Annotated in this window: 18 protein-coding genes; 5 read left to right on the forward strand and 13 right to left on the reverse strand. The window is 71.6% G+C overall.

All coding sequences use genetic code 11. The features are described from left to right. Window positions 1–111: 111 nt before the first annotated feature. Window positions 112–342: a hypothetical protein gene (locus ACFYR0_RS15240; RefSeq protein ID WP_389326872.1), complete on the forward strand. Its 231-nt coding sequence runs from the start codon at window positions 112–114 to the stop codon at window positions 340–342. Window positions 343–549: 207 nt separating this feature from the next. On the opposite strand, the gene ACFYR0_RS15245 is transcribed toward ACFYR0_RS15240, so the two are convergent. The 7 genes from ACFYR0_RS15245 to ACFYR0_RS15275 all read right to left on the reverse strand — a co-directional run bounded on the left by ACFYR0_RS15245 (window position 550) and on the right by ACFYR0_RS15275 (window position 11,838). Further along, a complete protein-coding gene (locus tag ACFYR0_RS15245; protein ID WP_389326875.1) occupies window positions 550–1,410 on the reverse strand; it encodes a S1 family peptidase in 861 nt (286 codons plus the stop codon). A gap of 137 nt (window positions 1,411–1,547) precedes the next feature. Further along, window positions 1,548–3,092 (reverse strand): RNA polymerase sigma factor, encoded by a 1,545-nt coding sequence (locus ACFYR0_RS15250; protein ID WP_389326879.1) that lies wholly within the window; start codon window positions 3,090–3,092, stop codon window positions 1,548–1,550. Between the two features lie 462 nt (window positions 3,093–3,554). After that, entirely contained in the window at window positions 3,555–4,442 is an 888-nt protein-coding gene (locus tag ACFYR0_RS15255) for a FadR/GntR family transcriptional regulator (protein ID WP_389326882.1), read from the reverse strand. 162 nt (window positions 4,443–4,604) lie between these two features. After that, window positions 4,605–6,500 (reverse strand): ATP-binding cassette domain-containing protein, encoded by a 1,896-nt coding sequence (locus tag ACFYR0_RS15260; RefSeq protein WP_389326885.1) that lies wholly within the window; start codon window positions 6,498–6,500, stop codon window positions 4,605–4,607. 145 nt (window positions 6,501–6,645) lie between these two features. Beyond that, the gene (locus tag ACFYR0_RS15265; protein WP_389326888.1) at window positions 6,646–7,404 is read right to left on the reverse strand and encodes an NUDIX domain-containing protein; all 759 of its coding nucleotides are present in this window, start codon (window positions 7,402–7,404) and stop codon (window positions 6,646–6,648) included. 265 nt (window positions 7,405–7,669) lie between these two features. Then, entirely contained in the window at window positions 7,670–9,592 is a 1,923-nt protein-coding gene (locus ACFYR0_RS15270) for a glycogen debranching N-terminal domain-containing protein (protein WP_389326891.1), read from the reverse strand. A gap of 509 nt (window positions 9,593–10,101) precedes the next feature. Continuing rightward, window positions 10,102–11,838 carry a DUF4192 family protein gene (locus tag ACFYR0_RS15275; RefSeq protein ID WP_389326893.1) on the reverse strand — a complete coding sequence of 579 codons (1,737 nt, stop codon included), beginning with the start codon at window positions 11,836–11,838 and terminating at the stop codon, window positions 10,102–10,104. A gap of 279 nt (window positions 11,839–12,117) precedes the next feature. On the opposite strand from ACFYR0_RS15275, the gene ACFYR0_RS15280 reads away from it, so the two are divergent. After that, the gene (locus ACFYR0_RS15280; RefSeq protein WP_389326896.1) at window positions 12,118–14,283 is read left to right on the forward strand and encodes a RecQ family ATP-dependent DNA helicase; all 2,166 of its coding nucleotides are present in this window, start codon (window positions 12,118–12,120) and stop codon (window positions 14,281–14,283) included. Between the two features lie 286 nt (window positions 14,284–14,569). Next, entirely contained in the window at window positions 14,570–15,196 is a 627-nt protein-coding gene (locus tag ACFYR0_RS15285; RefSeq protein ID WP_389326899.1) for a hypothetical protein, read from the forward strand. A 464-nt stretch (window positions 15,197–15,660) separates the two neighbouring features. Here the strand turns inward: ACFYR0_RS15285 and ACFYR0_RS15290 are convergent, their stop codons facing one another. The 3 genes from ACFYR0_RS15290 to ACFYR0_RS15300 all read right to left on the reverse strand — a co-directional run bounded on the left by ACFYR0_RS15290 (window position 15,661) and on the right by ACFYR0_RS15300 (window position 17,777). Then, window positions 15,661–16,302: a hypothetical protein gene (locus ACFYR0_RS15290; protein WP_389326902.1), complete on the reverse strand. Its 642-nt coding sequence runs from the start codon at window positions 16,300–16,302 to the stop codon at window positions 15,661–15,663. A 68-nt stretch (window positions 16,303–16,370) separates the two neighbouring features. After that, on the reverse strand, window positions 16,371–17,072 hold the full coding sequence (locus ACFYR0_RS15295) for a ribonuclease HII (RefSeq protein WP_389326905.1): 702 nt from the start codon (window positions 17,070–17,072) through the stop codon (window positions 16,371–16,373). Between the two features lie 81 nt (window positions 17,073–17,153). Further along, window positions 17,154–17,777: a TetR/AcrR family transcriptional regulator gene (locus tag ACFYR0_RS15300; RefSeq protein ID WP_389326908.1), complete on the reverse strand. Its 624-nt coding sequence runs from the start codon at window positions 17,775–17,777 to the stop codon at window positions 17,154–17,156. Window positions 17,778–17,970: 193 nt separating this feature from the next. Here ACFYR0_RS15300 and ACFYR0_RS15305 point away from each other — a divergent pair, with 193 nt between their 5' ends. Continuing rightward, on the forward strand, window positions 17,971–19,521 hold the full coding sequence (locus ACFYR0_RS15305; RefSeq protein WP_389326911.1) for an MFS transporter: 1,551 nt from the start codon (window positions 17,971–17,973) through the stop codon (window positions 19,519–19,521). Between the two features lie 420 nt (window positions 19,522–19,941). Here the strand turns inward: ACFYR0_RS15305 and ACFYR0_RS15310 are convergent, their stop codons facing one another. From ACFYR0_RS15310 to ACFYR0_RS15320, 3 genes are all read right to left on the reverse strand, one after another. Continuing rightward, window positions 19,942–20,847 carry an ADP-ribosylglycohydrolase family protein gene (locus tag ACFYR0_RS15310; RefSeq protein WP_389326914.1) on the reverse strand — a complete coding sequence of 302 codons (906 nt, stop codon included), beginning with the start codon at window positions 20,845–20,847 and terminating at the stop codon, window positions 19,942–19,944. Window positions 20,848–20,859: 12 nt separating this feature from the next. After that, complete coding sequence (locus ACFYR0_RS15315; protein ID WP_389326917.1) at window positions 20,860–21,519, reverse strand: histidine phosphatase family protein; 660 nt, start codon at window positions 21,517–21,519, stop codon at window positions 20,860–20,862. A 189-nt stretch (window positions 21,520–21,708) separates the two neighbouring features. Then, complete coding sequence (locus ACFYR0_RS15320) at window positions 21,709–22,314, reverse strand: YdbC family protein (RefSeq protein ID WP_389326920.1); 606 nt, start codon at window positions 22,312–22,314, stop codon at window positions 21,709–21,711. Window positions 22,315–22,462: 148 nt separating this feature from the next. On the opposite strand from ACFYR0_RS15320, the gene ACFYR0_RS15325 reads away from it, so the two are divergent. Further along, window positions 22,463–22,996 (forward strand): TerD family protein, encoded by a 534-nt coding sequence (locus tag ACFYR0_RS15325; protein WP_389326923.1) that lies wholly within the window; start codon window positions 22,463–22,465, stop codon window positions 22,994–22,996. Window positions 22,997–23,077: the final 81 nt, after the last annotated feature.

The raw sequence follows: 23,077 nt of genomic DNA on the forward strand, positions 1-23,077 counted from the left end.
GACAACCACTCGGAAAGATTTTTTCGAGAGGAAGCCCCGAGCGGGAACGAATTCGGGCTGGTTGGATGTTGACCCTGGTACGACAGCTCGTCGAGCTAGAGAAGAGGCGACGTGACTACTGTTCTGACCCCCGCGAGCCCACTGACGGCCGCTGATCGCTGCGACCGCTGCGGCGCCCAGGCCTACCTGCGCGTCGTGCTGCTGAGCGGCGGAGAACTGCTCTTCTGCGCCCACCACGGTCGCAAGTTCGAGCCGGAACTCAAGAAGATCGCCGCTGAGATACAGGACGAGACCGAGCGACTCACCACCGTTCCCGGATCCTCCTCCGAAGAAGAGCGCTGACCTTCCGCGTCCACGACGAGCGAGCACCGGCGCCGGCCGGTGGACGGGCGGTGGCCCCTGGGCCTCAGGGGCCACCGCCCGCACTCGTGGACGGAAGGCCGACGGACGGACGGCCCCCACTGCGGTGCGGCGGAGCCCACAAGCCCTACGGCAGGGCTCCTGGGCCGCCCGGAGCGCTCAGGCCCACCATGGCCGCATCACGGCCCCTCAGGCGCCCCCGCGGCCCCCAGCGGCACGCAGGTCACCGCTCCAGCCCAGCACCCGCAGGGCATCGGACACCCGTGTGTAGACCCCCGGATCACCGGCACGGCCACAACCGCTGCCCCAGGACACCAGCCCGATCAACCGCCCCTCGGCGACCAGCGGACCCCCGCTGTCCCCCTGGCAGGCGTCCGGGCCCCCGGATTCCTCACCGGCACACACCATGCTGTCCGCGCTGAAGGTCCCCTCGGCGCTGCCCGGATAGGCTTCGGCGCACATCTCGTCCGGCAGCACGTGCACCCGGGCCCCCCGCAGGCCGTAGGCGTAGTCTCCGGCTCCTGTGACATCACCCCACCCGTAGACCGTGGCCGGCGTGCCCGGCTGGTACGCGGCATCGCCCGCGGCGGCCATCGGGACGACCGCGTCCTGCGCCACGGGCTCGGCGAGGGAGAGCACGGCGAAGTCCCCGGCGTTGCTGACGCTGTCGTAGTCCGGGTTCACCCATACCTCGCGCACCTGGATCTCCCGCCCCTGTCTCGACCGCAGATCGGTGCGGCCGGTGATCACCTTGAGGTCGTTCGCCCTGCCCGGCGGGCCACCGAGGACCTCCTCGCTCAGACAGTGGGCGGCGGTCAGCACGGTGGACCGCCCGACCGCCACGCCGCCGCAGAACTGTCCCGAGCGCGTACCCCCGAACCGGTCACGACTGGACAGGGCGACCGTCCAGGGGCTGTCGGAGATGTCGACGGGGAATCCGCCCACCACGCTGTCGGCGGTCGCCGGCGCGGTGGACATCAGCGGTATGGCGGTGGCCGCGGCCGCCAGGACAAGCGGCCTTGCCAGGGTCCGGACAAAGGGACGACGCATGCGCGCTCCTCACTCTGAGGTGTTGATCAGACACTCAGAGTGTTCCAGGGGCAGCCCCCTCGCACCCGCCACCCCGCCCATACGACGAGGGCCCGGCTCCCTGTCGGGAAGCCGGGCCCTCATGGCCGTACGGAGACTCAGTCGAGGTAGTCGCGCAGCACCTGCGAACGGGACGGGTGGCGCAGCTTCGACATGGTCTTGGACTCGATCTGGCGGATGCGCTCACGCGTGACGCCGTAGACCTTGCCGATCTCGTCGAGGGTCTTCGGCTGACCGTCGGTGAGACCGAAACGCATGGAGACGACGCCCGCCTCGCGCTCGGACAGGGTGTCGAGGACCGAGTGCAGCTGCTCCTGGAGGAGCGTGAAGCTGACCGCGTCGGCCGGGACGACGGCCTCGGAGTCCTCGATGAGGTCACCGAACTCGCTGTCGCCGTCCTCGCCGAGCGGGGTGTGCAGCGAGATGGGCTCGCGGCCGTACTTCTGGACCTCGATGACCTTCTCGGGGGTCATGTCGAGTTCCTTGGCCAGCTCCTCCGGGGTGGGCTCGCGGCCCAGGTCCTGGAGCATCTGGCGCTGCACACGCGCGAGCTTGTTGATGACCTCGACCATGTGCACCGGGATACGGATGGTGCGGGCCTGGTCGGCCATCGCGCGGGTGATCGCCTGACGGATCCACCAGGTGGCGTACGTGGAGAACTTGTAGCCCTTGGTGTAGTCGAACTTCTCGACCGCGCGGATCAGACCGAGGTTGCCCTCCTGGATCAGGTCCAGGAAGAGCATGCCGCGACCGGTGTAGCGCTTGGCCAGGGAGACCACCAGTCGGAGGTTGGCCTCCAGGAGGTGGTTCTTGGCGCGGCGGCCGTCCTCGGCGATGATCTCCAGCTCGCGCTTGAGCTTGGGGGCCAGCTTGTCGGCGTTGGACAGCTTGTCCTCGGCGAACAGGCCCGCCTCGATGCGCTTGGCGAGCTCGACCTCCTGCTCCGCGTTGAGCAGGGGGACCTTGCCGATCTGCTTGAGGTAGTCCTTGACCGGGTCGGCGGTGGCACCCGCGGCGGCGACCTGCTGCGCGGGCGCGTCGTCCTCGTCCTCGTCGGACAGCACGAATCCGGCGCTCTCGGTGCCCTCCGGCTCGTCGCCGGGCTTGGCGTCCTCGAGGACCTCTTCCTCGACCAGCTCGGCGTCGTCCTTCTTGCCCGCGGTCTTCTTGGCCACGGTCTTCTTGGCGACGGTCTTCTTCGCGGCCGCCTTCTTGGCGGTCGTCTTCTTCGCGGCCGCCTTCTTGGCGGGAGCGGCTTCCTCGGTGGGGTCGACGTCGGAGTCGGCGGCGGGCGCGGCCGGTGCGGCGGCCGTGGTGGCGGTGGCCTTCCGCGTGGTCACCGTCTTCGCCGCGACCGTCTTCGTGGCGGTGCGCTTGGCCGGGCTCTTCGCTGCGACGCTCTTGCGGGTGCGCTTGGGCTCTGCGGCACTGACCATCAGCGTCACACCCTCTTCCTCGAGGATCTGGTTGAGGCTGCGCAGTACGTTCTTCCACTGAGTGGCCGGAATCTGGTCAGCTTCGAAGGCCCGACGCACGTCATCGCCGGCGATCTGCCCCTCAGCCTTTCCCCGCTCGATGAGCGCCATGACAGAAACGGACTCGGCGATCTCCGGCGGGAGCGTACGGGATGTGCTGGCCGACACGAACAACCTCTCGGAACGTTGGAAAACGGCTTCCGGCCCCGTCCACGACGGACAGGAGCCGACCACCGGCTTGGGGATGGGCCGACGGTGCGGGCGGGGGCCGGGAAGATGCACAGCGCCTTCCAAGGCGTCCGTATTCCCTCCGCGGCTGTCACCTCTTAGGTCATCGCGCTGCCCTCGCGAGCGTTACGCCCAATCCGCGTGGCCCGAGTCACACCCCGTAAGCGATCAAAAGCAGTCAAGCGCGGACAAAGAGCGACGGGCCGGTGCGGACGCGGGCTCGCCGGGGCGAGCGGGCTGCACCGGGGCGCCTAGGCGCCCCGGGACCCCGTCGGACCCTGCGGGACCCCGCAGGACCCCGCAGGAAGAAGGCCCTGCGGGGTCCGACGGGGAGTGGTCCGCCGGCCGACGATGCCACAGGAGGGGAGAGGCACCCCCGGGCGGGCCGCCCGTGGCGCGCGATCAGTGCTCGCGCGGGGCGGGCACGACGCGCTCCACCTCGGGGTGGACGATGAGCAGCTGACGCATGGCGGCCTCGGCCCCCGCGCCGTCGCCCGTGGCGAGGGCGTCGACGATCCGGCCGTGGTGCGCCAGCGAGGCCTCGTTCGGGCGGTCACAGCCCGTGACCGGGCCGCCGGAGACCTGGAGGGCGGCGGAGACGATCCCGGAGAGGTGCTCCAGCATGCGGTTGCCGCCGACCTGGATGAGCAGCGAGTGGAACTCGGCGTCGGCGCGCGAGAAGGTCAGCGCGTCACCCTGAGCCATGGCGTGGCCCATGATCTCGACCATGTCGGCCAGCCGCTGCTGGACCTCCTCCCGGCCGTGCCCTGCCGCGAGGCGCGCGGCGAGCGGCTCGATCGTCCAGCGCATCTCGGTGAGCTCACGCCGCTGGTCGTCGCGCTGCGGCCCGAAGGCGCGCCATTCGATGATGTCCGGGTCGAGCAGGTTCCAGTCGCTGACGGGGCGCACCCGCGTGCCCACATTGGGGCGGGCGCTGACCAGGCCCTTGGCCTCCAGGACGCGCAGCGACTCACGGACGACGGTGCGGGACACCTCGAAGCGCTGCCCGATCTCCTCGGGCACCAGCGGACGGTCGGCTCCCAGGTCGCCCGAGACGATCATCTGACCGAGTTGCTGGACGAGTTGGCCGTGGAGTCCGCGTCCACGGCTGCCCGCGGCGCGCCGGCCCACGCGGCCCAGCTCGGGGTCCGCGCTCTCCCAGGCAGGGGGCCCGACGCGGTCGGCGGCGGGGGCCTCCGCGTAGGGGTAGCGGTCGAGTTCGCCCGGACCGGCGAGACCGGCGTCGGCGGTGCGGGCGGGGGTCATCATGGTGTGCGCAAGGGTACTCACGCATCCTTTGTCGGCGTCGCCTCCAACTCCCTTGAGGGCTTTGGTGAAAAGCACACGAAAGGGTGATCGCTCCCCCCGTCGCAATTGACGCCTTATCGGAAAGAAATGGCCTTTCTCGGGGGAGTTGTGCGCAGTCCGGGCCCGGAACCGCCCGGACACCGCTCATCGGACCCTCCCGCGCAGGGTCATGAGCAGATATGCGCAGAACAGCGTGGTGAGCGACAACGCCAGCGCGCCACCGACGGGTTGGGCCAGCACCCGCACCACACCGCCCAGATAGCGCTCTCCGCCGAAGGGCCACTGCGACAGCAGCACCTCACGCAACCGCACCGGGAATCCGGCCGCGTTTCGCACGGACGGTCCCTCCCAGGCCTTCTGTACGAGCGGTACGACCACCACCGGCACCGCGACGACGGCCGCTAGCCCTGCCGTCGTGGACCGGAAGATCCCGGCCGCCAGTACGCCCGCCCAGGCACAGCCGACCACGAGCCCGATCCAACTCGCGCCGAGAGAGAGCCAGTCCGCGGGAACTCGGGAGAGCTCCCGTCCGTATACGAGGTACAGCACCTCGGCGTCGCATCCCACGGTGAGGACGGCCAGGGCCAGGGCGGTGGCCGCGGCGACGAGGAGCTTGGCGACTAGCAGCCCCAGCCGGCGGGGCACCGTGCCCCGGTCGGCGGCCAGGGCGGGGTGACGGAACTCGTCCCCGAAGGCGAGCGCGCCCAGCAGCCCCGCACCGAGCGCCGCGGGTGGCAGCGGCAGTTCCCTCGGCCAGGCGGCGAGCAGCCGCGCCTGTGGGGTGTGGCCGATCCGCGCCAGGATCACCGCCGTGAGCGCGGAGACGACCAGCACGGCGGCCCCGGTGAGAAATCCCGTCCCGATCCCGGCCGCCCTGCGCAGCTCGTAGCGGAGCGGGCGCAGAGGGCTGGGGGCGGAGCGGACCGAGATGGGGGGTGGCAGAGAGGACAGCGCGTTCGGGGCGGGCCTGGCGTCTTCGGGGAGGTCGGCCTGTGGCTCTCGGGCGTTTGTCCCGGCCTTGCCCTCGGGCGGATTCGCCTGCGCTTCGGTCGCGGGCTCGGTGTCCGCGGTGACGTCCGAGCCGGGCTGTACGGAAGCCGGACTGTCAGCGACCGGCTCGGTGGCCGCGGCCGACTCGCCCTCCACGGCACTCTGCGCCGCGCTCGCCCCCATGTCTCCCGTCTCGTCGGCGAGTTGGTGCACGAGGACGCCGTGCCGGAACGCCGTCTCGCCGACGTCGGCACAGGTGCTGCCGTAGACGTAGAGGCGGTTGCCGTCCTCGCGCAGGACCTCCACGGAGCGCCTCTTGGTGCGGGCCTCCTTGGCCAGCAGGGTCGCCAGACGGGCGGCGTGGGGGCTGCGGACTGCGACGCGGGGTCGCAGTCGTGTGCGGGCGAAGTCCCCGGCGTCCTGGTCGGCGACGACTCTGCCCTGTTCGAGCGAGACGATCCGGTCTGCCGTACGGGCCGCCTCCTTGGGGTCGTCGAGGGTGAACAGCACCGTGCCGCCCTGATCCGCGTGCGCCCGCAGCACGCCGTACAGCCAACGGCTTTCCCGCGCGGAGAGCCCGTCGGCCGGGTCGTCGAGCACCAACGTGTGCGGGTCGGACAGCAGCGCGCAGCCGAGGCCCAGCCGGCGGTCCATGGCACGGGAGAGGGTGCCGAGCCGTTCGTCGCGCAGGCTGACGAGGCCCACGACTTCGAGCACCTCGTCCGCTCGCCGCACCGGTACGCCCGCCGCGGCGCACAGCATGCGCAGGTGCCCCCGGACGCTACGCGCGGGATGGCCGGGCACATCTCCCAGCAGCACGCCGACCTCGCGCGAGGGGTGCGCGATGCGATGGAGGGGTCTGCCTCTGAAGTAGGTGATCCCGCGGCCCTGTTGGAGTTCGAGCATCAGCCTCAGCACGGTCGTCCTGCCCGAACCAGGGGCCCCGAGCAGCGCGGTGAGATGTCCCGCGCGGGCGTCGAACGAGACGTCGTCGACGGCGGCCGGAAGGCCCTTACGAGAGTTGCTGGTCAATCCGAAGGCCTGGATCACCCGCAGCAAGATAGCGCGCTATGTCCCTTTTTCCTGGCACCGAACGGCCCGTTGGAAAAGGCGGGACGCCCGAGTGCGGCACTTGAGCCCGTTGCCGCGACCGCTCCCGGTCCTGAGGCCGGCCGACTTCGTATCGACGCCCGCCTCACACCTCGGGGCGCAGCATGGGCGGGTTGAGCAGCGTGGCGCCGCCGGCCCGGAAGAGCTGGGCGGGACGACCGCCCTGGCGCGTGGTGGTACCGCCGGTGGGCACCAGGAAGCCCGGCGTACCCGTCACCTTCCGGTGGAAGTTGCGCGGGTCGAGCGCGACGCCCCACACCGCCTCGTAGACGCGGCGCAGCTCACCGACGGTGAACTCCGGCGTGCAGAACGCCGTCGCCAGTGACGAGTACTCGATCTTCGAACGCGCCCGCTCGACACCATCGGCCAGGATCTGCGCGTGGTCGAAGGCGAGCGGCGCCATCGGCTCCCCGTCACGGCCGTAGCCGCCCTGCTCCAGCAGTTCCTCGACCGGAGCCCAGCGGGCGTTGCTCGCGTCCCCTCCGGCGCGGGGCGCGGGCAGGTCCGGGGCGAGCGCGAGGTGCGCGACACTGACCACCCGCATCCGCGGATCACGCTTGGGGTCGCCGTAGGTGGCGAGCTGTTCCAGGTGAGCACCGTTGTCCTGGACCGGCACGGACGGGTCGTGGGCATGCAGCCCCGTCTCCTCCACCAGCTCGCGCGCCGCGGCCTGCGAGAGATCCTCGTCCTCCCGTACGAACCCTCCCGGCAGCGCCCAGCGCCCCTGGAACGGCGGCTCTCCCCTGCGCACCGCCAGCGCGCACAGAGCATGGCGTCGCACGGTCAGCACGACCAGATCCACGGTGACGGCGAAGGGCGGGAAGGCTGACGGGTCGTAGGGCATGCCGTGATCATAGTCGTCTTCCTGACGATAAACACTCCCTTCCTGGGCCGCATCGGCGACTGGTCGTCTCGTTGACCGGTATGCGGCTGCCGGGGCGGTACGGGCGGTGGGGCGGGCGGGGTCACATGTGATCGTTCGGGCGGCCGTACGGGGGCGCGGGGGCCCGTTGTACGAGGTCAGACGCCCTGCCGGGAAAGGCTCGGGCTTCGGTCGTGCCGGGGTTCGGGCGTGGTGGCGGGGGTGTCCGGCTCGGCTGGTGCGACGGTCACGACCCCAGTTGCAGTCCGTCCGCCGCCTCCTCGACCATCGCGAGGCCGAGCCTGTTCACCCGCACGGAGAAGGGGGCGGCCGCGACCCGCAGGCCGGTCAGGGCGATCTCGCCCAGGGGTGCGCCGCGCAGGGGGCGCAGTGTGACCGTCCTGGCCGGGGCGTCCGGGCGGATGCCGACGAGTGCGGTCAGCAGCAGCACCCCCGCCGCCGTGGCCGTGGCCGCGGGGCGGCAGGCCGCCGGGTGGGCGAGGGGGACACTGGCGTCGGTGCGCTGCTCCCCCGCGCACATCTCCGGCAATCGGTAGCCGAAGGCCTCGGCCGCGGCCAGCAGTCCCCGCAGCAGGGCGGCCGACTCCTTCTCGTGGCCCGCGACCGCGAGCCCGGCCACCGCCACCGCCGTCTCGTGGAAACGCACCGCTCCCGTGCGGTGGCCGAAGGGGTTGTACCCGGCTTCCTTCGTGCCCAGGCTCCGCAGGCCCCAGCCCGAATCCCACACCGGGCTGCCCATCAGCCGCGCCAGCTGTTCGACCTGCGCTTTGCCGAGCAGCCCGTCGGCGTACCGGCCACCGCCGAGGAGACCGGTGTCGAGGAGATGGGCGGCGCCGGCGCCCAAGTGCGGGAGCAGACGGCCGCCGGGGGTGCGGGCAGCGGCCGGGCGGCCTCCGCTTCGGTCCTCCATCCAGAACTCGTCCCGGAACGCCACCCGCAGCGTCCGGGCCCACTCCCGCAGTGCGGCTCCGCCCGGTCTGCCGCAAGCGTCGAGCAGGTCCGCTCCGAGGCAGGCCGCCCGGTGGGCGTGCGCCTGTGTCTCTGCGCGTGCGGGGCCCGCGGGCTGCGGGTCCGGCAGGTAGACGCCGTCGACGGCTCTGAGCAGCCAGTCCAAGCAGCGCTCGGCCACGGGCAGCAGTTCCTCCGTCTCCTGCTCCGCCATGCCCCAGAGACGGGCTTCGGCCAGAAGAGCGGGGAACAGCAGTGTGGCCTCGGTGCCGGTACAGGCCGGGGGCAGATGCGCGCCCGCGTCCCTGCGAGGCCCGGGAATCATGCCCGACTGCGGCCCCGAGCGTCTGAGTTGGGTCCTTGCGAGGGTGCGCAGGGTTCCGGCCGCCAGACGGGTGCCGAGTGGCAGTGCCATCCGGGCGGCCGCCAGCGCCTCGGCCGGGGCCAGGCCGCAGCGCCAGGGGGCACCGGCCGCCAGACAGATGTCGGTGGGCTGGGCGGGGTCCCTGATCAGCAGGGCTCGGAGATCTTCGACGCCGGTTCTCAGCAGCGCCGTGACCCTGGCGTCGTCGCCGCGCGCCTCTGCCGCGGAGATCGGGTTGGCGGCCGTCCGCCCGACCGGCCGGGCGGCACCGGAGCCCGCCGCGTCCGGGCGGACCCGCAGCTCCACGGTGGTGCTGCCGCCCGGCGGAATCTCCAACTCCCAACGGAGCAGCCCGGCGGAGGCCAGGGCGTCGGCGGGCGGCGGTTCTGCCGTGACCGAGCATCCACCTCCGGGGCCGGACCATCGCAGGCCCAAGGCATGCACGCTCGCGGGCAGTTCGGGTCCCGCTCCGCCCGCGGCGATCGCCCCGAGAGGGGCGAGGTCCGCGCCGAGCGCGACCTCGACGGGCAGTCGCAGGGGACGAGGAGCCGAACTGTGCAGGGTGATGCGCTCCGTGCCGTCGGCGTGACGGACACGTTCGACCACGACGTCCGGGTCCGGACCCGCTTGTGCGGAAGTACGCACCGTGCCCACGAACCGGGCCCGGTCGGCCCCGGTCATCCACGCCCGAATCGCCAGCGGCTCACGCCCCGCCACCCGGACCAGGCAACGGGACAGTACGCGTCGGCCCGCGTGGTAGACCCCCTCCAGGCCCCGGCCCGTCAACTGCCCCTGATCGGTGGAGATGGCGAGGCTCGGGAGGGCCACGCAGATCATGACCGCGTGGGCGGGCGGCAGTTCGGCGGGGTTGCGGGGTGGAGGAAGGGCGCCTGGGGACTGTTGCGGCTGCCGGCTCGCACCTCCGGCCGGGCGATCCGTGTCGGCGCGCGGCCCGGATGACCGTCGGTTCGTGGCCCCCGTCAGCGGCGGCGGCACTGCGGTCCCCGCCCTCCTCGAAGGACCAGGAACGCTGGGGGTGGAGCGGGCGTCGTCGGCAGGGGGCGGGGGCGGCTGGTGCATACGGCGACTTTTCTGCGGTGGGTTCGCCTCGGGCGGTTGCGGTGGCGGTCGACGGAGACGACGGGGCGTGTGTGAAGTGGCGGTACGACTGGGCCGCGAGAGACATCCGTCACCCAGGTGAACGGGGCCGGGGTCTCCCGGGTCACGCCCTGGCCCCCGGGACCGAGCCGAATGGCGGCGTCGACGGTTCTGGACTGTCACGACCGCCCGCACGACCCACCCGGCCACCGCCCGGCACCGTCCGACGGCCCCGACCGTGTGGCGGCTCACGAGTCGTCCCGCGCGCGGTCGTGCTCGGGCCACGCGGCCGTGGAGGAGTCGTAACGCTTGTGCCGGCCGCCGCCCCTCGTCGACGTACGCGGGGGACCTGAGACGTCGCGCCGTGCAGGGGAGCCCTCTCGCGAGGCACGGGAGCTCTGCCGCGGCGGACGGGAGATGCCCGGCCGTGCGGTTCCACGTCCTGTGCGTCGGGCACCGGGCGAAGAGGTCTGGTGGGTGCCGTCGGACCTCACATCGGCGGTGACGGTTCGGGCGCGACCTGGGCGGAAGCGTCGCGCGGCCGGGCCCAGGGGCCGGGCCGACGACGGCTCGCAACGGCTGTCGTCGCCGGGGTCGCCCTCGGCGGAGACCACCGCGTCGGCGTCACGTGTCGCGTCGACCGGGCCGGACCCGGCGCTTTCCGGCTCCGCTCCCTGATCTGTGCTTCCCACTCCCCCGCCCTCGCGTTCGCGCTCGCCGCGCTCCGCGCGCAGGCAGCGACGCAGGGACTCCGGGTCGAGGCCCTCGTTGCATGCCTGGTGCAGGAGGCGGGCGAAGAGGTAGTCGGGGTCGGCTCCCAGGGCCATGGCGAGGGCTTCGCGGGACTCGAGTTCGTCACCGCTGGACCAGGCGACCCAGCCCGCCAGGGTCAGCGGGGCGGCGGCATGCTCGGCGTAGGGGCCCACGCAGCGCCGGGCCAGGGCCCGCCAGAGACGCAGGGCGGGGCCGGCCTCGTCGCCTTCCATCCACTCGGCGGCGCGGTCGCGTGTTCCACGGTCCTGGAGGCCGAGGATCAGGGCGGCCGCCTCGTCGTGGCCGAGGAGTTCGTCGTCGCGCAGGTCCGCGGCGAAGGCGCCCTGTACCGACGGACCCTCCGCGAGGCGGCTCATCACACGACGGGCCAGGTCGAGGGTCTCCTGGGCGACGGCTGCGCGGCTCTCCTCGTCGAGGATCCTGGGGACGAGGGCCATTCCCGCGGTGTCCAGGGCGATTTCCTGCCGCAGCGCGGCCGAGGTCTCCCAGGGCTGGAGCCGGGCGCGCAGTTCTCGCAGGGTCCCGCGGACCTGAAGGCCGGCGTAGGTGGCCGCCGCGGCCAGGACCGACGTACCGGGCAGGCCCATCGGGCGGCCCTCGGACGGGCAGCAGTCCTCCCGGTCGCAGCAGTAGGACCAGCAGCGGCCGTCGGAGACGCACAGTGCCTCGATCACCGGCACGTCGTGGTTTCCGCACTCGACGCGCAGGTCGTGGGCGAGGGGCCTCAGCCGGTCCATGACCTCTCGGCCCGTCTCCCCCTTCTCGGGCTCCTGGCAGAGGTAGACGACCATCTGCTCGGGCGGGGAGCCGCGCCGCACACTGCCCGTGATGAGGCCGTGCGCGAGCTGCCTGGCCGCGCCGGGCCAGTCCTCCTTGTTCGCGGGGATACCGAGCCGGGCCCGGCCGCCGAACCTGCCGCGACCGTCCGCGTCGTGCAGCGCGACCATCACGACGCTGTCCTCGGGACGGTAACCGAGGAGATAGGGCAGCGCGTCGGCCAGCTCGGCCGGGGTGCGCAGGGTGACCTGGTGCGGGCCGAGCGCGCCCGTGGTGAGGGGGTGCGCGTGATCCGCGGGCGGCGTGCGCTCACCTCGTACACCGTCGCCGTTCGGCCTGATGCGCTCGTCCGGGCCGTTCGGCCGGATGTGTCCGCCCTGGCCGGTGATGTCGTCGTTTCCGAAGGATCCGGTCGTTTCGCTGTGATTCGTCATGCGCAGACGATCTCGTGGATCGCCGATTTCCGCTTGGCCCTGTGGATAACTCCGGTCGGGAACATGCCACAGACGTGCGGACGCCAGCGGGCTCACGCAGGCCGCGCATTCTCGGCGACGGCGTGCTCGCACGGCTCGTCCGTCGCCGTGCGGCCTCGCGGAGTCAGCCGTGCGACTTCGCCGGGTAAGCCGCGGTGCCTCGCGGGAGTCGGCCACACGACTTCGCGGGAGTCAGCGGCGCGACCACGCGATGTCAGTGGCGTCCTGTTGTATGGACCCATGGAGCACGTGAGCAACGCGGATCTGCGGGCGGAGGCCGACTCGGCCCTCGCACGCCTCGTCGGAGATGCCACCGGCACGGCACGGCTGCGTGAGGACCAGTGGCGGGCCATCGAGGCACTGGTCGCCGACAAGCGCAGAGCCCTGGTCGTGCAGCGCACGGGCTGGGGCAAGTCCGCGGTGTACTTCGTCGCCACGTCGCTGCTGCGGTCGCGGGGCAGCGGCCCCACCGTGATCGTCTCCCCGCTGCTCGCGCTCATGCGCAACCAGGTCGAGGCCGCCGCACGGGCCGGCATCCACGCCCGGACGATCAACTCCTCGAACACCGAGGACTGGGACGCGATCCAGGACGAGATCGCGGCCGGCGAGGTGGACGTCCTGCTCGTCAGCCCCGAGCGGCTCAACAACCCCGACTTCCGCGACCAGGTACTGCCCCGGCTCGCGGCGGCCACCGGCCTGCTCGTGGTGGACGAGGCCCACTGCATCTCCGACTGGGGGCACGACTTCCGTCCGGACTACCGCAGGCTGCGGACCATGCTCGGCGACCTGCCACCGGGCGTACCCGTCCTCGCCACCACCGCCACCGCCAACGCGCGTGTGACGGCGGACGTCGCGGAGCAACTGGGCACGGGCGGGTCGTCCGACGCACTGGTGCTCCGGGGCCCGCTGGACCGGGAGAGCCTGAGCCTCAATGTGCTGGCGCTTCCCGACGCCGCACACCGCATGGCCTGGCTCGCCGATCATCTGGACGACCTCCCGGGTTCGGGCATCGTCTACACCCTCACCGTCGCCGCCGCCGAGGAGGTCACGGCCTTCCTGCGGCAACGCGGTCACACCGTCGCCTCGTACACCGGCAAGACGGAGAACGCCGACCGTCAGCAGGCGGAGGACGACCTGCTGAACAACAAGGTCAAGGCGCTGATCGCCACCTCCGCGCTGGGCATGGGCTTCGACAAGCCCGATCTCGGCTTCGTCGTGCACCTCGGCTCCCCGTCCTCCCCCATCGCCTACTACCAGCAGGTCGGCCGCGCCGGACGCGGCGTCGAGCACGCCGAAGTCCTGCTGCTGCCCGGCAAGGAGGACGAGGCGATCTGGCAGTACTTCGCCTCCCTGGCCTTCCCTTCGGAAGACCTGGTCCGCCGTACCCTCGACGTCCTGTCGAGTACGGACCGCCCGCTCTCGCTGCCCGCCCTCGAACCACTGGTGGAGCTGCGGCGATCCCGGCTGGAGACCATGCTCAAGGTCCTCGACGTGGACGGCGCGGTCCGGCGGGTCAAGGGCGGATGGATCGCGACGGGTCAGCCGTGGACGTACGAGGGCGAGCGCTACGAATGGGTCGCGCGCCAGCGTGCCACCGAGCAGCAGGCCATGCGGGAGTACGCCTCGACGACGGGCTGCCGCATGGAGTTCCTGCAGCGCCAGCTGGACGACGAGGCGGCCCGCCCCTGCGGTCGCTGCGACAACTGCGCGGGGGCCCGCTTCACCGCGGACACCGCCGACGCCTCTGTGGACGCCGCACGGGTCGACCTCGGGCGGGCCGGAGTCGATGTCGAGCCGAGGCGCATGTGGCCGACGGGCCTTCCCGCGATCGGCGTGAATCTCAAGGGGCGCATTCCTGTCGGCGAGCAGGCCGCGCCGGGGCGCGCACTGGGGCGGATGTCGGACATCGGGTGGGGGAACCGGCTGCGTCCGATGCTCGCGCCGCAGGCCGGGGACGGTCCCGTTCCGGACGACGTGGCACGCGCGGTCGTGGGTGTCCTCGCGGACTGGGCCAGGGGCCCGGGTGGCTGGGCCTCCGGCGACGCGGACGCGCCACCCCGCCCCGTGGGTGTCGTCACCATCGCCTCCCGCACCCGCCCCCAGTTGATCGGCTCCCTGGGGACCCGGATCGCCGAGGTCGGCCGGCTGCCTCTGCTGGGCGCCGTGGAGTACGCGCACGACGGGTCGCACATCTCCCGCAGCAACAGCGCGCAACGCCTCAAGGCCCTCGACGGGGCTCTGGTCGTACCTCCCGCTCTGAAGGCGCCCCTCGAGCAGACGCGGGGACCGGTCCTCCTGGTGGACGACTTCACCGAGACGGGCTGGACTCTCGCGGTGGCGGCACGCATGCTCCGCCAGTCGGGTGCGGCCGGGGTGCTGCCCCTGGTGCTTGCCGTCCAGGGCTGAATTGGCCGGTCCTCCGTCCGACACCTACAGTTCCCCGCGAGGTTCCCGGTGCGTCACGGTCTTCCCAGCATCATCTGGGGCCGCACGGGGTAGTGATATAAGCCACGCATCGCCTGTTAAGGGGCGGTGGCCCCAATTGCTCGTTGCCGCATCCCAGTTCGACAGGAAGAATTGGAGTCCGCTCCCCGCACGGCCCGGCCCGTGGCCCGGAAGGGCTTCACTGCGGTGCGCGCTCCCCTGAATTCCACCCCGCCCGCAGTGTGGGCGCGTAGCCGAAGGGAGGATCGTGACCTTCGGATTCGCTCCGTCTCCCACGGCATCGACGTCGACGTCCGCCGACCTGTCCACCGCTTCCGCCGCCCGTGTGCTGGAGCCTGCGGAATGGGCCGCGGCCGGTATCCCTCTGCTGCGCAATCCCCGCGAGGTCGTCAGCGGACTGCACGCACGGCACCGCCCCGGGCTCTCGACGGCGATCGTGGCCGTGCTGGACCAGGACGAACGGCTGCGGGCGAGCGCCTCGTTCACCCGCCGGTCGGCGCCCGCCGACGGCTGGATGTTCCGCAACTCCCTGCTGGCCCAGCTCCGCCGGGTCATCCCGCACGACCTGCGGCGCCGTACGCCCGCGCGCACCGCGATCCTGCTCTACTGCCGGGACGGCGACGCCCGCTGGACCGAGGAGGACGGCGCCTGGATGTGGGGGCTGCGCGACGCCTGCACACTGCACGGGCTGCGGTGCGGGGCGTACATCACGCTCACCCACGACGGCTGGCAGGTGCTCGGCGAGGGCCGCGCCGGCCGCCGCCCCAGCGTGGACTCGGCTCCCGAGCCCTTCGACGCCATCCAGGTTCCCCCGGCGCTGCCCCGTACCGGCGGTGCGGGATCCGGTGGCCTGCGGCGCGTGGCGGCCCGCTGAAGGATTCCGCCGACGCTCTCACGCGCGGCGGCCCGCCGGTTCCGACGGGGGCGGGCGGGCGGCGGCCCGCTGCTCCGACGTCGTGTTCACCGATGTCGGCCAGTTGGTTCCGGTGGGGAACCGCACGGGTGGCGGCGGCACACCGAGAGGTCCCGTCAGCGTCCTCGCAGATCGCCAATGGGAGCGTCGGCAAGGGAGATCGGGCGGTTGCCGCCTGGGAGAAGGCGACGGTGCCTCGCCCCAGGGCCCGAACCGGCCAGGTCGGCACCGGGCGGGCCGGTGAACCCGGCCTGCCCGCAGTCGCACCACTCGTAAGGCTCCGCGCCGCACCGCAAGCCGCGGCGCACACCAAACGGAGGCACGCTTCAGCGCGCTTCCGGTCGTCCGTGCCTCGGCCCTTGTGAGGTGACGGCCGAGACAGCGGCCTCGTCGCCCCGTCTCGTCCCGAACGTCTCAGGACGGGATCAGACGCCCGCGCCCAGAACCGAGTTGATCTGCTGCGGGTCGCCACAGACGACCAGCAGGGCACCGGCCCGGGTGAGGGCCAGCGGCAGCGTCCGGGCGGCCGCGGCGTCGGACCCGCCGTTGACCGCGACCACGACCACGGACCTGGTCGCCGCACGGCCGACGTGCGAGGCGTCGGCGTAGAAGACGTCGTCGCCGGAGTCGTGCAGAGCCCAGTAGGCGGTCTCTCCGAAGGAGAGCTCGTGCGCGGCCCACGGGTGCTGTTCTCCGGTGGTGATCACCAGAACGTCACCCGGGGCTCGGCCCGAGTCCAGAAGCATGTCCACGGCTTCGTCGGCGGCGTCGAGCGCGCCTTCGGCGGAGGCCGGGATCAGCTGGATCTGCGGCGCGGCCGAAGCCTTGCCGGAAGCGGTGGGGGTCGCCGGGCCCGAAGGACCGGGCTTGACGGTGGCCACGTCGCGCGGGGTGCGCTGGGCCGGCGGCGTGGGCCGAAGCGGTCCCGGGCGACCGGGGCGCGGCGGCGCCACGGGGCGGGGGCCGGGTACGGGGCGGGGGGTCGGCGCGGTACGGCCGCTGGACGGCGTGGCGCGGGGACCCTGGGCACTCTCGTGAATCTGAGGCTCCTCGGGGATGAGAGGCATGAGCTGATGTCTATCAAACGTTGGTGCGGCTCGCGTCAGCGGGTGGCACATACGTGCGAGCGGAACCGTCAGAAATCGAAGCCGAGCTGACCCTCGATTTCCGGAGCGCTTCCGTCCGCCCAGCTGCGGGCCTTCTTGAGGTGCCGCCACTGGGGCAGCGCATCAAGATACGCCCATGACAGCCGGTGGAAGGGAGTGGGCCCCCATTCCTCCAGCGCGGCCTTGTGCACGGGCGACGGATACCCGGCGTTGTCCGCAAAACCGAAGTGTGCATGTTCGCCACCCAGTTCGGCCATCATTTTGTCGCGCTGGACCTTGGCGATCACCGAGGCCGCGGCGACGGCGACGCAGGAGCGGTCGCCCTTGATCACCGTGCGGACCTGCCACGGGGCGCCCAGGTAGTCGTGCTTGCCGTCGAGGATGACCGCGTCGGGGCGCACCGGCAGGGCGTTCAGAGCGCGCCCCGCGGCCAGCCGCAGGGCGGCCGTCATGCCCATCCGGTCGATCTCCTCGTGAGAGGCGTGACCCAGCGCGTAGGAGGTCACCCATTTCTGGAGTTCTCCGGCGAGCTCGGTCCGCCGCCTGACGGTGAGGAGTTTGGAGTCGGTGAGACCTTCGGGGGGCCGGCGAAGACCGGTGACCGCCGCGCAGACGGTGACGGGGCCGGCCCAAGCGCCGCGCCCCACCTCGTCGACACCAGCGACGATCTTCGCTCCGGTCGTGGCTCGAAGGGAGCGCTCGACGGTGTGAGTAGGTGGTTCGTACGCCATGACGCCCTTAGCCTACGACGCCCGGAAGCCCCCGCGACACCCCGGTTTCCCCGTGAAGCTCCCAGCGGCCGGGGGAGCCTGTCAGAGAGCGACCGGCCGCAGCAGCGGCATCATCAGCAGGTCGATGAGTTCCTCGAGATCCACGTCGTTCCATTCACTCGCGCACATCTTCGAGCGGTACATCATCATCGCCGGAATGACGTCCAAGACATAGCCGTTGGCCGCGTCGCCCCTCACCTCTCCTCGCTCTATTCCACGGGTGATGACCTCTCGGAGCAGCTTGATCGTCGGCTCCACGACCCAGGCGAAGATCACCCCCCGGAAGCGCTCGACCTGAGTGGGATCACATTCGTGAATGACCGCGCGCAAGGCGTGCCCGGGGCGGGAGTACATCGCGTCCCGCGCCTGGCGGCACAGGGCCAGCAGATCCTCACGCACGCCGCCCAGGTCCGGCACTCCTTCCAGCCGGGGCAGTCCCGCCTGCAGCGCGTCGACGACGAGGTCTTCCTTGGAGGGCCAGCGACGGTAGACGGCGGCCTTCCCGGTCTGGGCGCCGGCAGCGACCCCCTCCATGGTCAGGCCCTTCCAGCCGACCGTGCCGAGCTGCTCCAGGGCGGCGTCGAGGATCGCGCGTTCGAGTACCGCGCCGCGCCGACGGACCGAGGCCGGCCGAGCGGGGACGGCCCTCCAGGGCGAGGTAACCATCGAGTCTCTCCAGCGAACAGAAGCGGGGAATCCCGGAAGCGGTCCGGGACAACGGGGACGCGTCACCTTGCGGGGACGGGGGAATCGACGCGCCGAGGCGGCGCCAGTGAACGCTTGCGTTCCCTACAAGGGCCTCACTACCGTGGACACAACAGTGAACGCCATCGTTCACTAAGGCATTTGTGGGGGACCCATGGTGACGACCTCTCAATTGACTCAGCACCAGAAACGAGGTGAGGCACGCCGGGCGGGGCATCCCGGCATCGCGCTCACCGTCATCGCGGCCTGCCAGCTCATGGTGGTCCTCGACGCGACGATTGTGAACATCGCGCTCCCGCACATTCAAGGCGCTCTCGACTTCAGCACGACCGATCTCACTTGGGTGGTCAGCGCCTACACGCTCACCTTCGGCGGGCTGCTGCTTCTGGGCGCACGCGCCGGTGACATCCTCGGCCGCCGCCGGGTCTTCCTGGCCGGCATCCTGCTCTTCACCTTCGCCTCGCTGCTGGGAGGACTCGCCCAGGAACCCTGGCAGCTGCTCGCGGCACGCGCCCTCCAGGGTGTGGGTGGCGCGATCGCCTCGCCCACCGCGCTGGCGCTGGTCACGACCACGTTTCCCGAAGGCCCGGAGCGCAACCGGGCGTTCGGCGTCTTCGCCGCGGTCTCCGCGGGCGGTGGCGCCGTCGGTCTCCTCGCCGGCGGCATGCTCACCGAGTGGCTCGACTGGCGCTGGGTCCTCTTCGTCAACGTGCCCATCGGCGTACTGATCGCCGTCCTCACGCCGATCTACATCAGCGAGTCCGAACGGCATCCCGGCCGCTTCGACATCGCCGGCGCGCTGACCTCGACCCTGGGTATGGCCTCGCTGGTCTACGGCTTCATCCGCGCGGCGGAGGACGGCTGGCGCGACGGACTGGCGCTCGGTTCCTTCGGTGCCGCCCTGGTGCTGCTGCTCGCGTTCGTCTTCATCGAAACGAGGGCCAGGGAGCCGATCACCCCGCTGAAGATGTTCGCCGACCGCAACCGCTCCGGCACGTACGTGATCATGCTGTGCCTGGCCGCGGCGATGTTCGGCATGTTCTTCTACATCGTGCTGTTCGTGCAGAACGTGCTCGGCTACAGCCCGATCAAGGCGGGCCTGGCCTTCCTTCCCGTCACGGTTGCGATCGCGGTCGGCGCGGGGCTGTCGCAGCGGTTCCTGCCCACCCTCGGGCCCAAGCCGTTCATGATCACGGGCTCCGCCCTGGTGACGGCCGGTCTCGCCTGGCAGAGCCTCGTCACCCCGGACAGCTCGTACGCGGGCGGGGTCCTCGGGCCGATGCTGGTGTTCGGTTTCGGTATGGGGCTCATCTTCGTGACGGTGACGGTGACCGCGGTCTCCGGAGTCGCCCAGCACGAGGCAGGTGCCGCGTCCGGGCTGCTCAACGCCACGCAGCAGGTCGGCGGTTCGCTCGGTCTGTCCATCCTGACCACCGTCTTCGGCACGGCCAGCGCTGATGAGGCGAAGAAGCAGCTGCCGGACTTCATGGCCGACGGCACGGCCGAGCAGAAGGCGCAGTTCGCCCAGACGCACCAACTGCCCGCGCCCTGGGGGCACGAGGTGCTCTCGCACGGCATCGCGGCCTCCTTCGTCCCGGCCGCCGCGATGGCCGTACTCGCCCTGGTCACCGCCGTGTTGGTGGTGCGGTTCCGCAAGAGCGACCTGGACGCGCTGGCGGGCAACGCCGGGCCGATGGGCGGCTGACGGAGGAACACCCCGGTCTGGTCCCGGCAGTCCGTCGACGGGCGTCGCAGGAAGACGCCCAGGGCTGCCGGACCGTATCGCCCACGGCGCCGTCCGCACGACCGCGGACGGCACGGCCGTTCGCCCGCTCCGGCGCATCGCCGCGGCCACCGCGCAGCGCACGATCACCGTCAGCACCCACAGCGACTCCATGCCCGATCACCCCCACCGCCACCGTCGTCCGGTATCCGCATGCACCCATCTCGTGCAGCGCCCACCCCGACAACGCCCGGCAATCACGGAGGGTTCCCAGCCGACACGGAGAGTTCTCAAGTGCAGGACTCGGACGGTGCACTCCCGCGGACACGCCAGGACTCGGACAGGGCTCTCCCCCAGACACACCAAGGCTCGGTAGGCCGAGGGTCAAGCCCGCCCGGCCCGCTAAGCGCCGGTCGGCACCCAGTCCGGTACCGCCTCGGTCCGGTCCACCCAGGCGGCGGGCGGCGCCCCGGCCTTCCCCGCGGCGAGCACTCCACCGACGATCGCGCAGGTGGTGTCCACGTCGCCGCCGACCTGGGCCGTGGTCCAGAACGCCTGCTCGTAGTCCCCGAGACTGCGGGCGGCGGACCAGAGGGCGAAGGGCACGGTGTCGTGAGCCGACGTACGCCGTCCGCATCCCAGCACCGCGGCGACCGTGGCCGCGTCGGCGTAGTCGAGCATGTCCCGGGCGCGGCGCAGCCCGGCGCCCACCGCGCTCTTGGGCACGAGGGCGATCACGTCGTCGAGAAGCGACTCGGGGCTCGGCGGCCCGCTGGGCGCACCGGCCAGCGCCGCCGCGGCGGCCACGGCCATGGCGCCGACCACGGCCTCACGGTGCTGGTGCGTGGGGTAGGCGGAGATCTCCGCCTGGTGGGTGGCCTGCTCGGGATCGTCCGCGTACCAGGCGCCCAGCGGCGCGATGCGCATCGCGGCGCCGTTGCCCCAGGACCCCTGGCCGTTGAAGAGCTCGGCTGCCAGTTCGCGCCAGTCGCCACCCTCCCGGACGAGTCGCAGGAGGCGGTTGACGGCGGGCCCGTAACCCCGGTCGAAGTCGTGGTGCTCGGCGAAGGACAGGGCCAGGGCGTCCTGGTCGATGCGGTGGTGGGTGGCGAGCACGGCCACCACGGAGCAGGCCATCTCCGTGTCGTCCGTCCACTGCCACGGGCCGTCCGGGAGCTCGCGGCGCTTGAGCAGCGGGTAGTTCACCGGCACGAAGAACTGCGAGCCCAGCGCGTCACCCACCGTCAGTCCGCGCAGGCTGGACAGGGCGCGCTCGAAGCGCCCTTGGGAAGAGGAATCAGCGGTCATCGCCCTGCCACCCTATCCGGTGATCCCGTACGGCTCAGGATCCCGCCAACGTTCGAATGGCCGGTCGAGCGTGTACTTGTCGTCGTCTCCGAGAACGAGCATCCGCATCTCTCCGTTCCCGGGATTGGACAACGACTCGAAATCCGCGACCGACCAGTGGAACCAGCGCATGCAGAACAGCCGCATGGCCAGGCCATGGGTCACCAGCAGCACGTTGGGCGGATGGTCGGGGGCCTCGAAGCTGCGGTACAGGCTCTCCAGGAAGCCGCCCACCCGGTCGTAGACGTCGGCGCCGCTCTCGCCCTGGGCGAAACGGTAGAAGAAGTGACCGTAGGCGTCCCTGTACGCCTTCTGGAGCCGTACGTCGTCGCGGTCCTGCCAGTTCCCCCAGTCCTGCTCGCGCAGCCGTGGTTCCTCGCGCACGCGTATGCGTTCGGGGTCCAGGTGGAAGGCGCGGAGGGTCTCGAGCGTGCGGCGATAGGGGGAGACGTACACGCTCACGTGTTCGCGGCCGAACAGTTCGCGCAGGTGCTTGCCCCTCTCCTCGGCCTGCCGCCAGCCGCGTTCGGTGAGGGCGAGCGCATGGTCGGGCTCGCGCTCGTAGACGGTGTCATCAACGTTGCCGGTTGACTCGCCGTGCCGGACAAGGATGATGCGCCGTGGTCGTGCCATGCCAAAACCCTAGATCGAGCGAGGCCGTACAGAGCACTGGTACGGGCTCCATACGGCGTAGGTCACACCATCCGCACACCCGTGGACACCACTGTGCGCACACGGCACTCGTGGGCGCGTGACGACCGTGGCGGCCGTGGAGACGTGGCCGGCGGGAAGCGGTCGCCTCGCGCGGCGACGGAGGAACCGTCACACCGTCCAGGAGGGCTCCAGTCCCACGATGTCTCCCGTGAGGGCGGCCACGTCGGCCTCGGTCTGGGCGCGCAGCGCGAGCCGTTCCACCCGCTCGGTCCGGTATTTTCCGTGCTCGGCGGCCGACCGCCACATCGACAGGACCATGAACTCGTGTCCCGGCGCCTCGGCGAACAGCCCGCGGATCATGCCGGGCGAACCGGCCATCGCCGGATTCCAGACCTTCTCCTGCATCAGCGTGAAGTTGTCCACGCGCTGCTCATGGACACGGCACAGGGCGACCCTTATCAGGTCCGCGTCGGTGAAGCGCGGCTCGAAGCCGGTCTTCACGTCGAAGCGGTACTCGAACAGCCTGACCTGGGCGTCCTTGAAGGTGCCGGTCTGGGACGCGGCGAGCCGGTCGTGGGAGCGCGCCATGAAGGAGTCGTAGAAGGCGCGGCTCTCCCAGAAGGCGAAGACATGGGCCACCGACGGCCGTCCCCGGCTCCAGCCGCCGCCCTGCCCGCGAAAACCCGGTTCGCCGGGAAGCCCCGCCCATTTCCGCTGCCCGCGCTCGAAACCGCGGCGGTCCACCACGGTGCAGCGAATCCACTTGACCAGCACCGCGCCATGGTAAGGCCATGGAGCGTGGCGAGGGTCGCGCTCGTCCACAGAGCTCACCGGCGGCGGTACGCGTGGACGTGACAGGATGGCAACCGGCTTCCATCGCAGGGAAGTTGGGTCCGCAGACGAAACGGGGAAGGGGAGTTCGGTGAGCGACCTCATCAAGGGCATCCACAAGGTCGAGGTGGCTCTGAAGTGGGATCCGAGCCCAGCGGGACAGCCGCCCACGGACCTGGACCTGGTGTCCGCGGCCTATCTGCGCGACGCGCCGTACGGCGATCCCGCCTACGTGGTCCACTTCGACAGCCGCTCCCCCGACGGCACGATCCATCTGAACCGGGACAGCAAGGACGGCAAGGGCCTCGGCTGGGACGAGGTCATGATCTTCGAGCTGGACCGCCTCGATGCGCGCTACGCGCGCGTGGTCGTCGGTGTCATCCTCCAGCAGCGGCCCGCCGGGCGGACCTTCGTCACGGTCGCCAACCCGGGCCTGAGGATCCGTGAGGGGTACACCGACCTCGCCGTGGACGACTTCGGGACGGTCCTGGGCGCGACCGCCGTGACCGTCGCCGAGTTCATCCGTGACGAGGCCGGCAACTGGGACTTCCAGCCGGGCCTGCACGCCTTCGAGGACGACCCGGCGGCGTTCATCCCCTCCATGGGCGCCCTGAGGCGTCTCTGACCGCTCGGAGCGGCCCTGGGCGAGTGGTCTTCTCCGCCGGGGTACGGCACCCGCGTCCGTCACCCCGTACGAGCGGCCGGT

Origin of the sequence: Streptomyces sp. NPDC005017, from assembly GCF_042873115.1 — a bacterium.
In the GTDB taxonomy this organism is placed as follows: Bacteria; Actinomycetota; Actinomycetes; order Streptomycetales; family Streptomycetaceae; genus Streptomyces.

Coding starts and splice junctions, on each gene's coding strand:
- ACFYR0_RS15280 (WP_389326896.1), top strand. CDS start 12,118: ATGGAGCACGTGAGCAACGCGGATCTGCGGGCGGAGGCCGACTCGGCC.
- ACFYR0_RS15290 (WP_389326902.1), bottom strand. CDS start 16,302: ATGCCTCTCATCCCCGAGGAGCCTCAGATTCACGAGAGTGCCCAGGGT.
- ACFYR0_RS15315 (WP_389326917.1), bottom strand. CDS start 21,519: ATGGCACGACCACGGCGCATCATCCTTGTCCGGCACGGCGAGTCAACC.
- ACFYR0_RS15270 (WP_389326891.1), bottom strand. CDS start 9,592: ATGATCTGCGTGGCCCTCCCGAGCCTCGCCATCTCCACCGATCAGGGG.
- ACFYR0_RS15295 (WP_389326905.1), bottom strand. CDS start 17,072: ATGGCGTACGAACCACCTACTCACACCGTCGAGCGCTCCCTTCGAGCC.
- ACFYR0_RS15310 (WP_389326914.1), bottom strand. CDS start 20,847: ATGACCGCTGATTCCTCTTCCCAAGGGCGCTTCGAGCGCGCCCTGTCC.
- ACFYR0_RS15305 (WP_389326911.1), top strand. CDS start 17,971: ATGGTGACGACCTCTCAATTGACTCAGCACCAGAAACGAGGTGAGGCA.
- ACFYR0_RS15300 (WP_389326908.1), bottom strand. CDS start 17,777: ATGGTTACCTCGCCCTGGAGGGCCGTCCCCGCTCGGCCGGCCTCGGTC.
- ACFYR0_RS15275 (WP_389326893.1), bottom strand. CDS start 11,838: ATGACGAATCACAGCGAAACGACCGGATCCTTCGGAAACGACGACATC.
- ACFYR0_RS15245 (WP_389326875.1), bottom strand. CDS start 1,410: ATGCGTCGTCCCTTTGTCCGGACCCTGGCAAGGCCGCTTGTCCTGGCG.
- ACFYR0_RS15265 (WP_389326888.1), bottom strand. CDS start 7,404: ATGCCCTACGACCCGTCAGCCTTCCCGCCCTTCGCCGTCACCGTGGAT.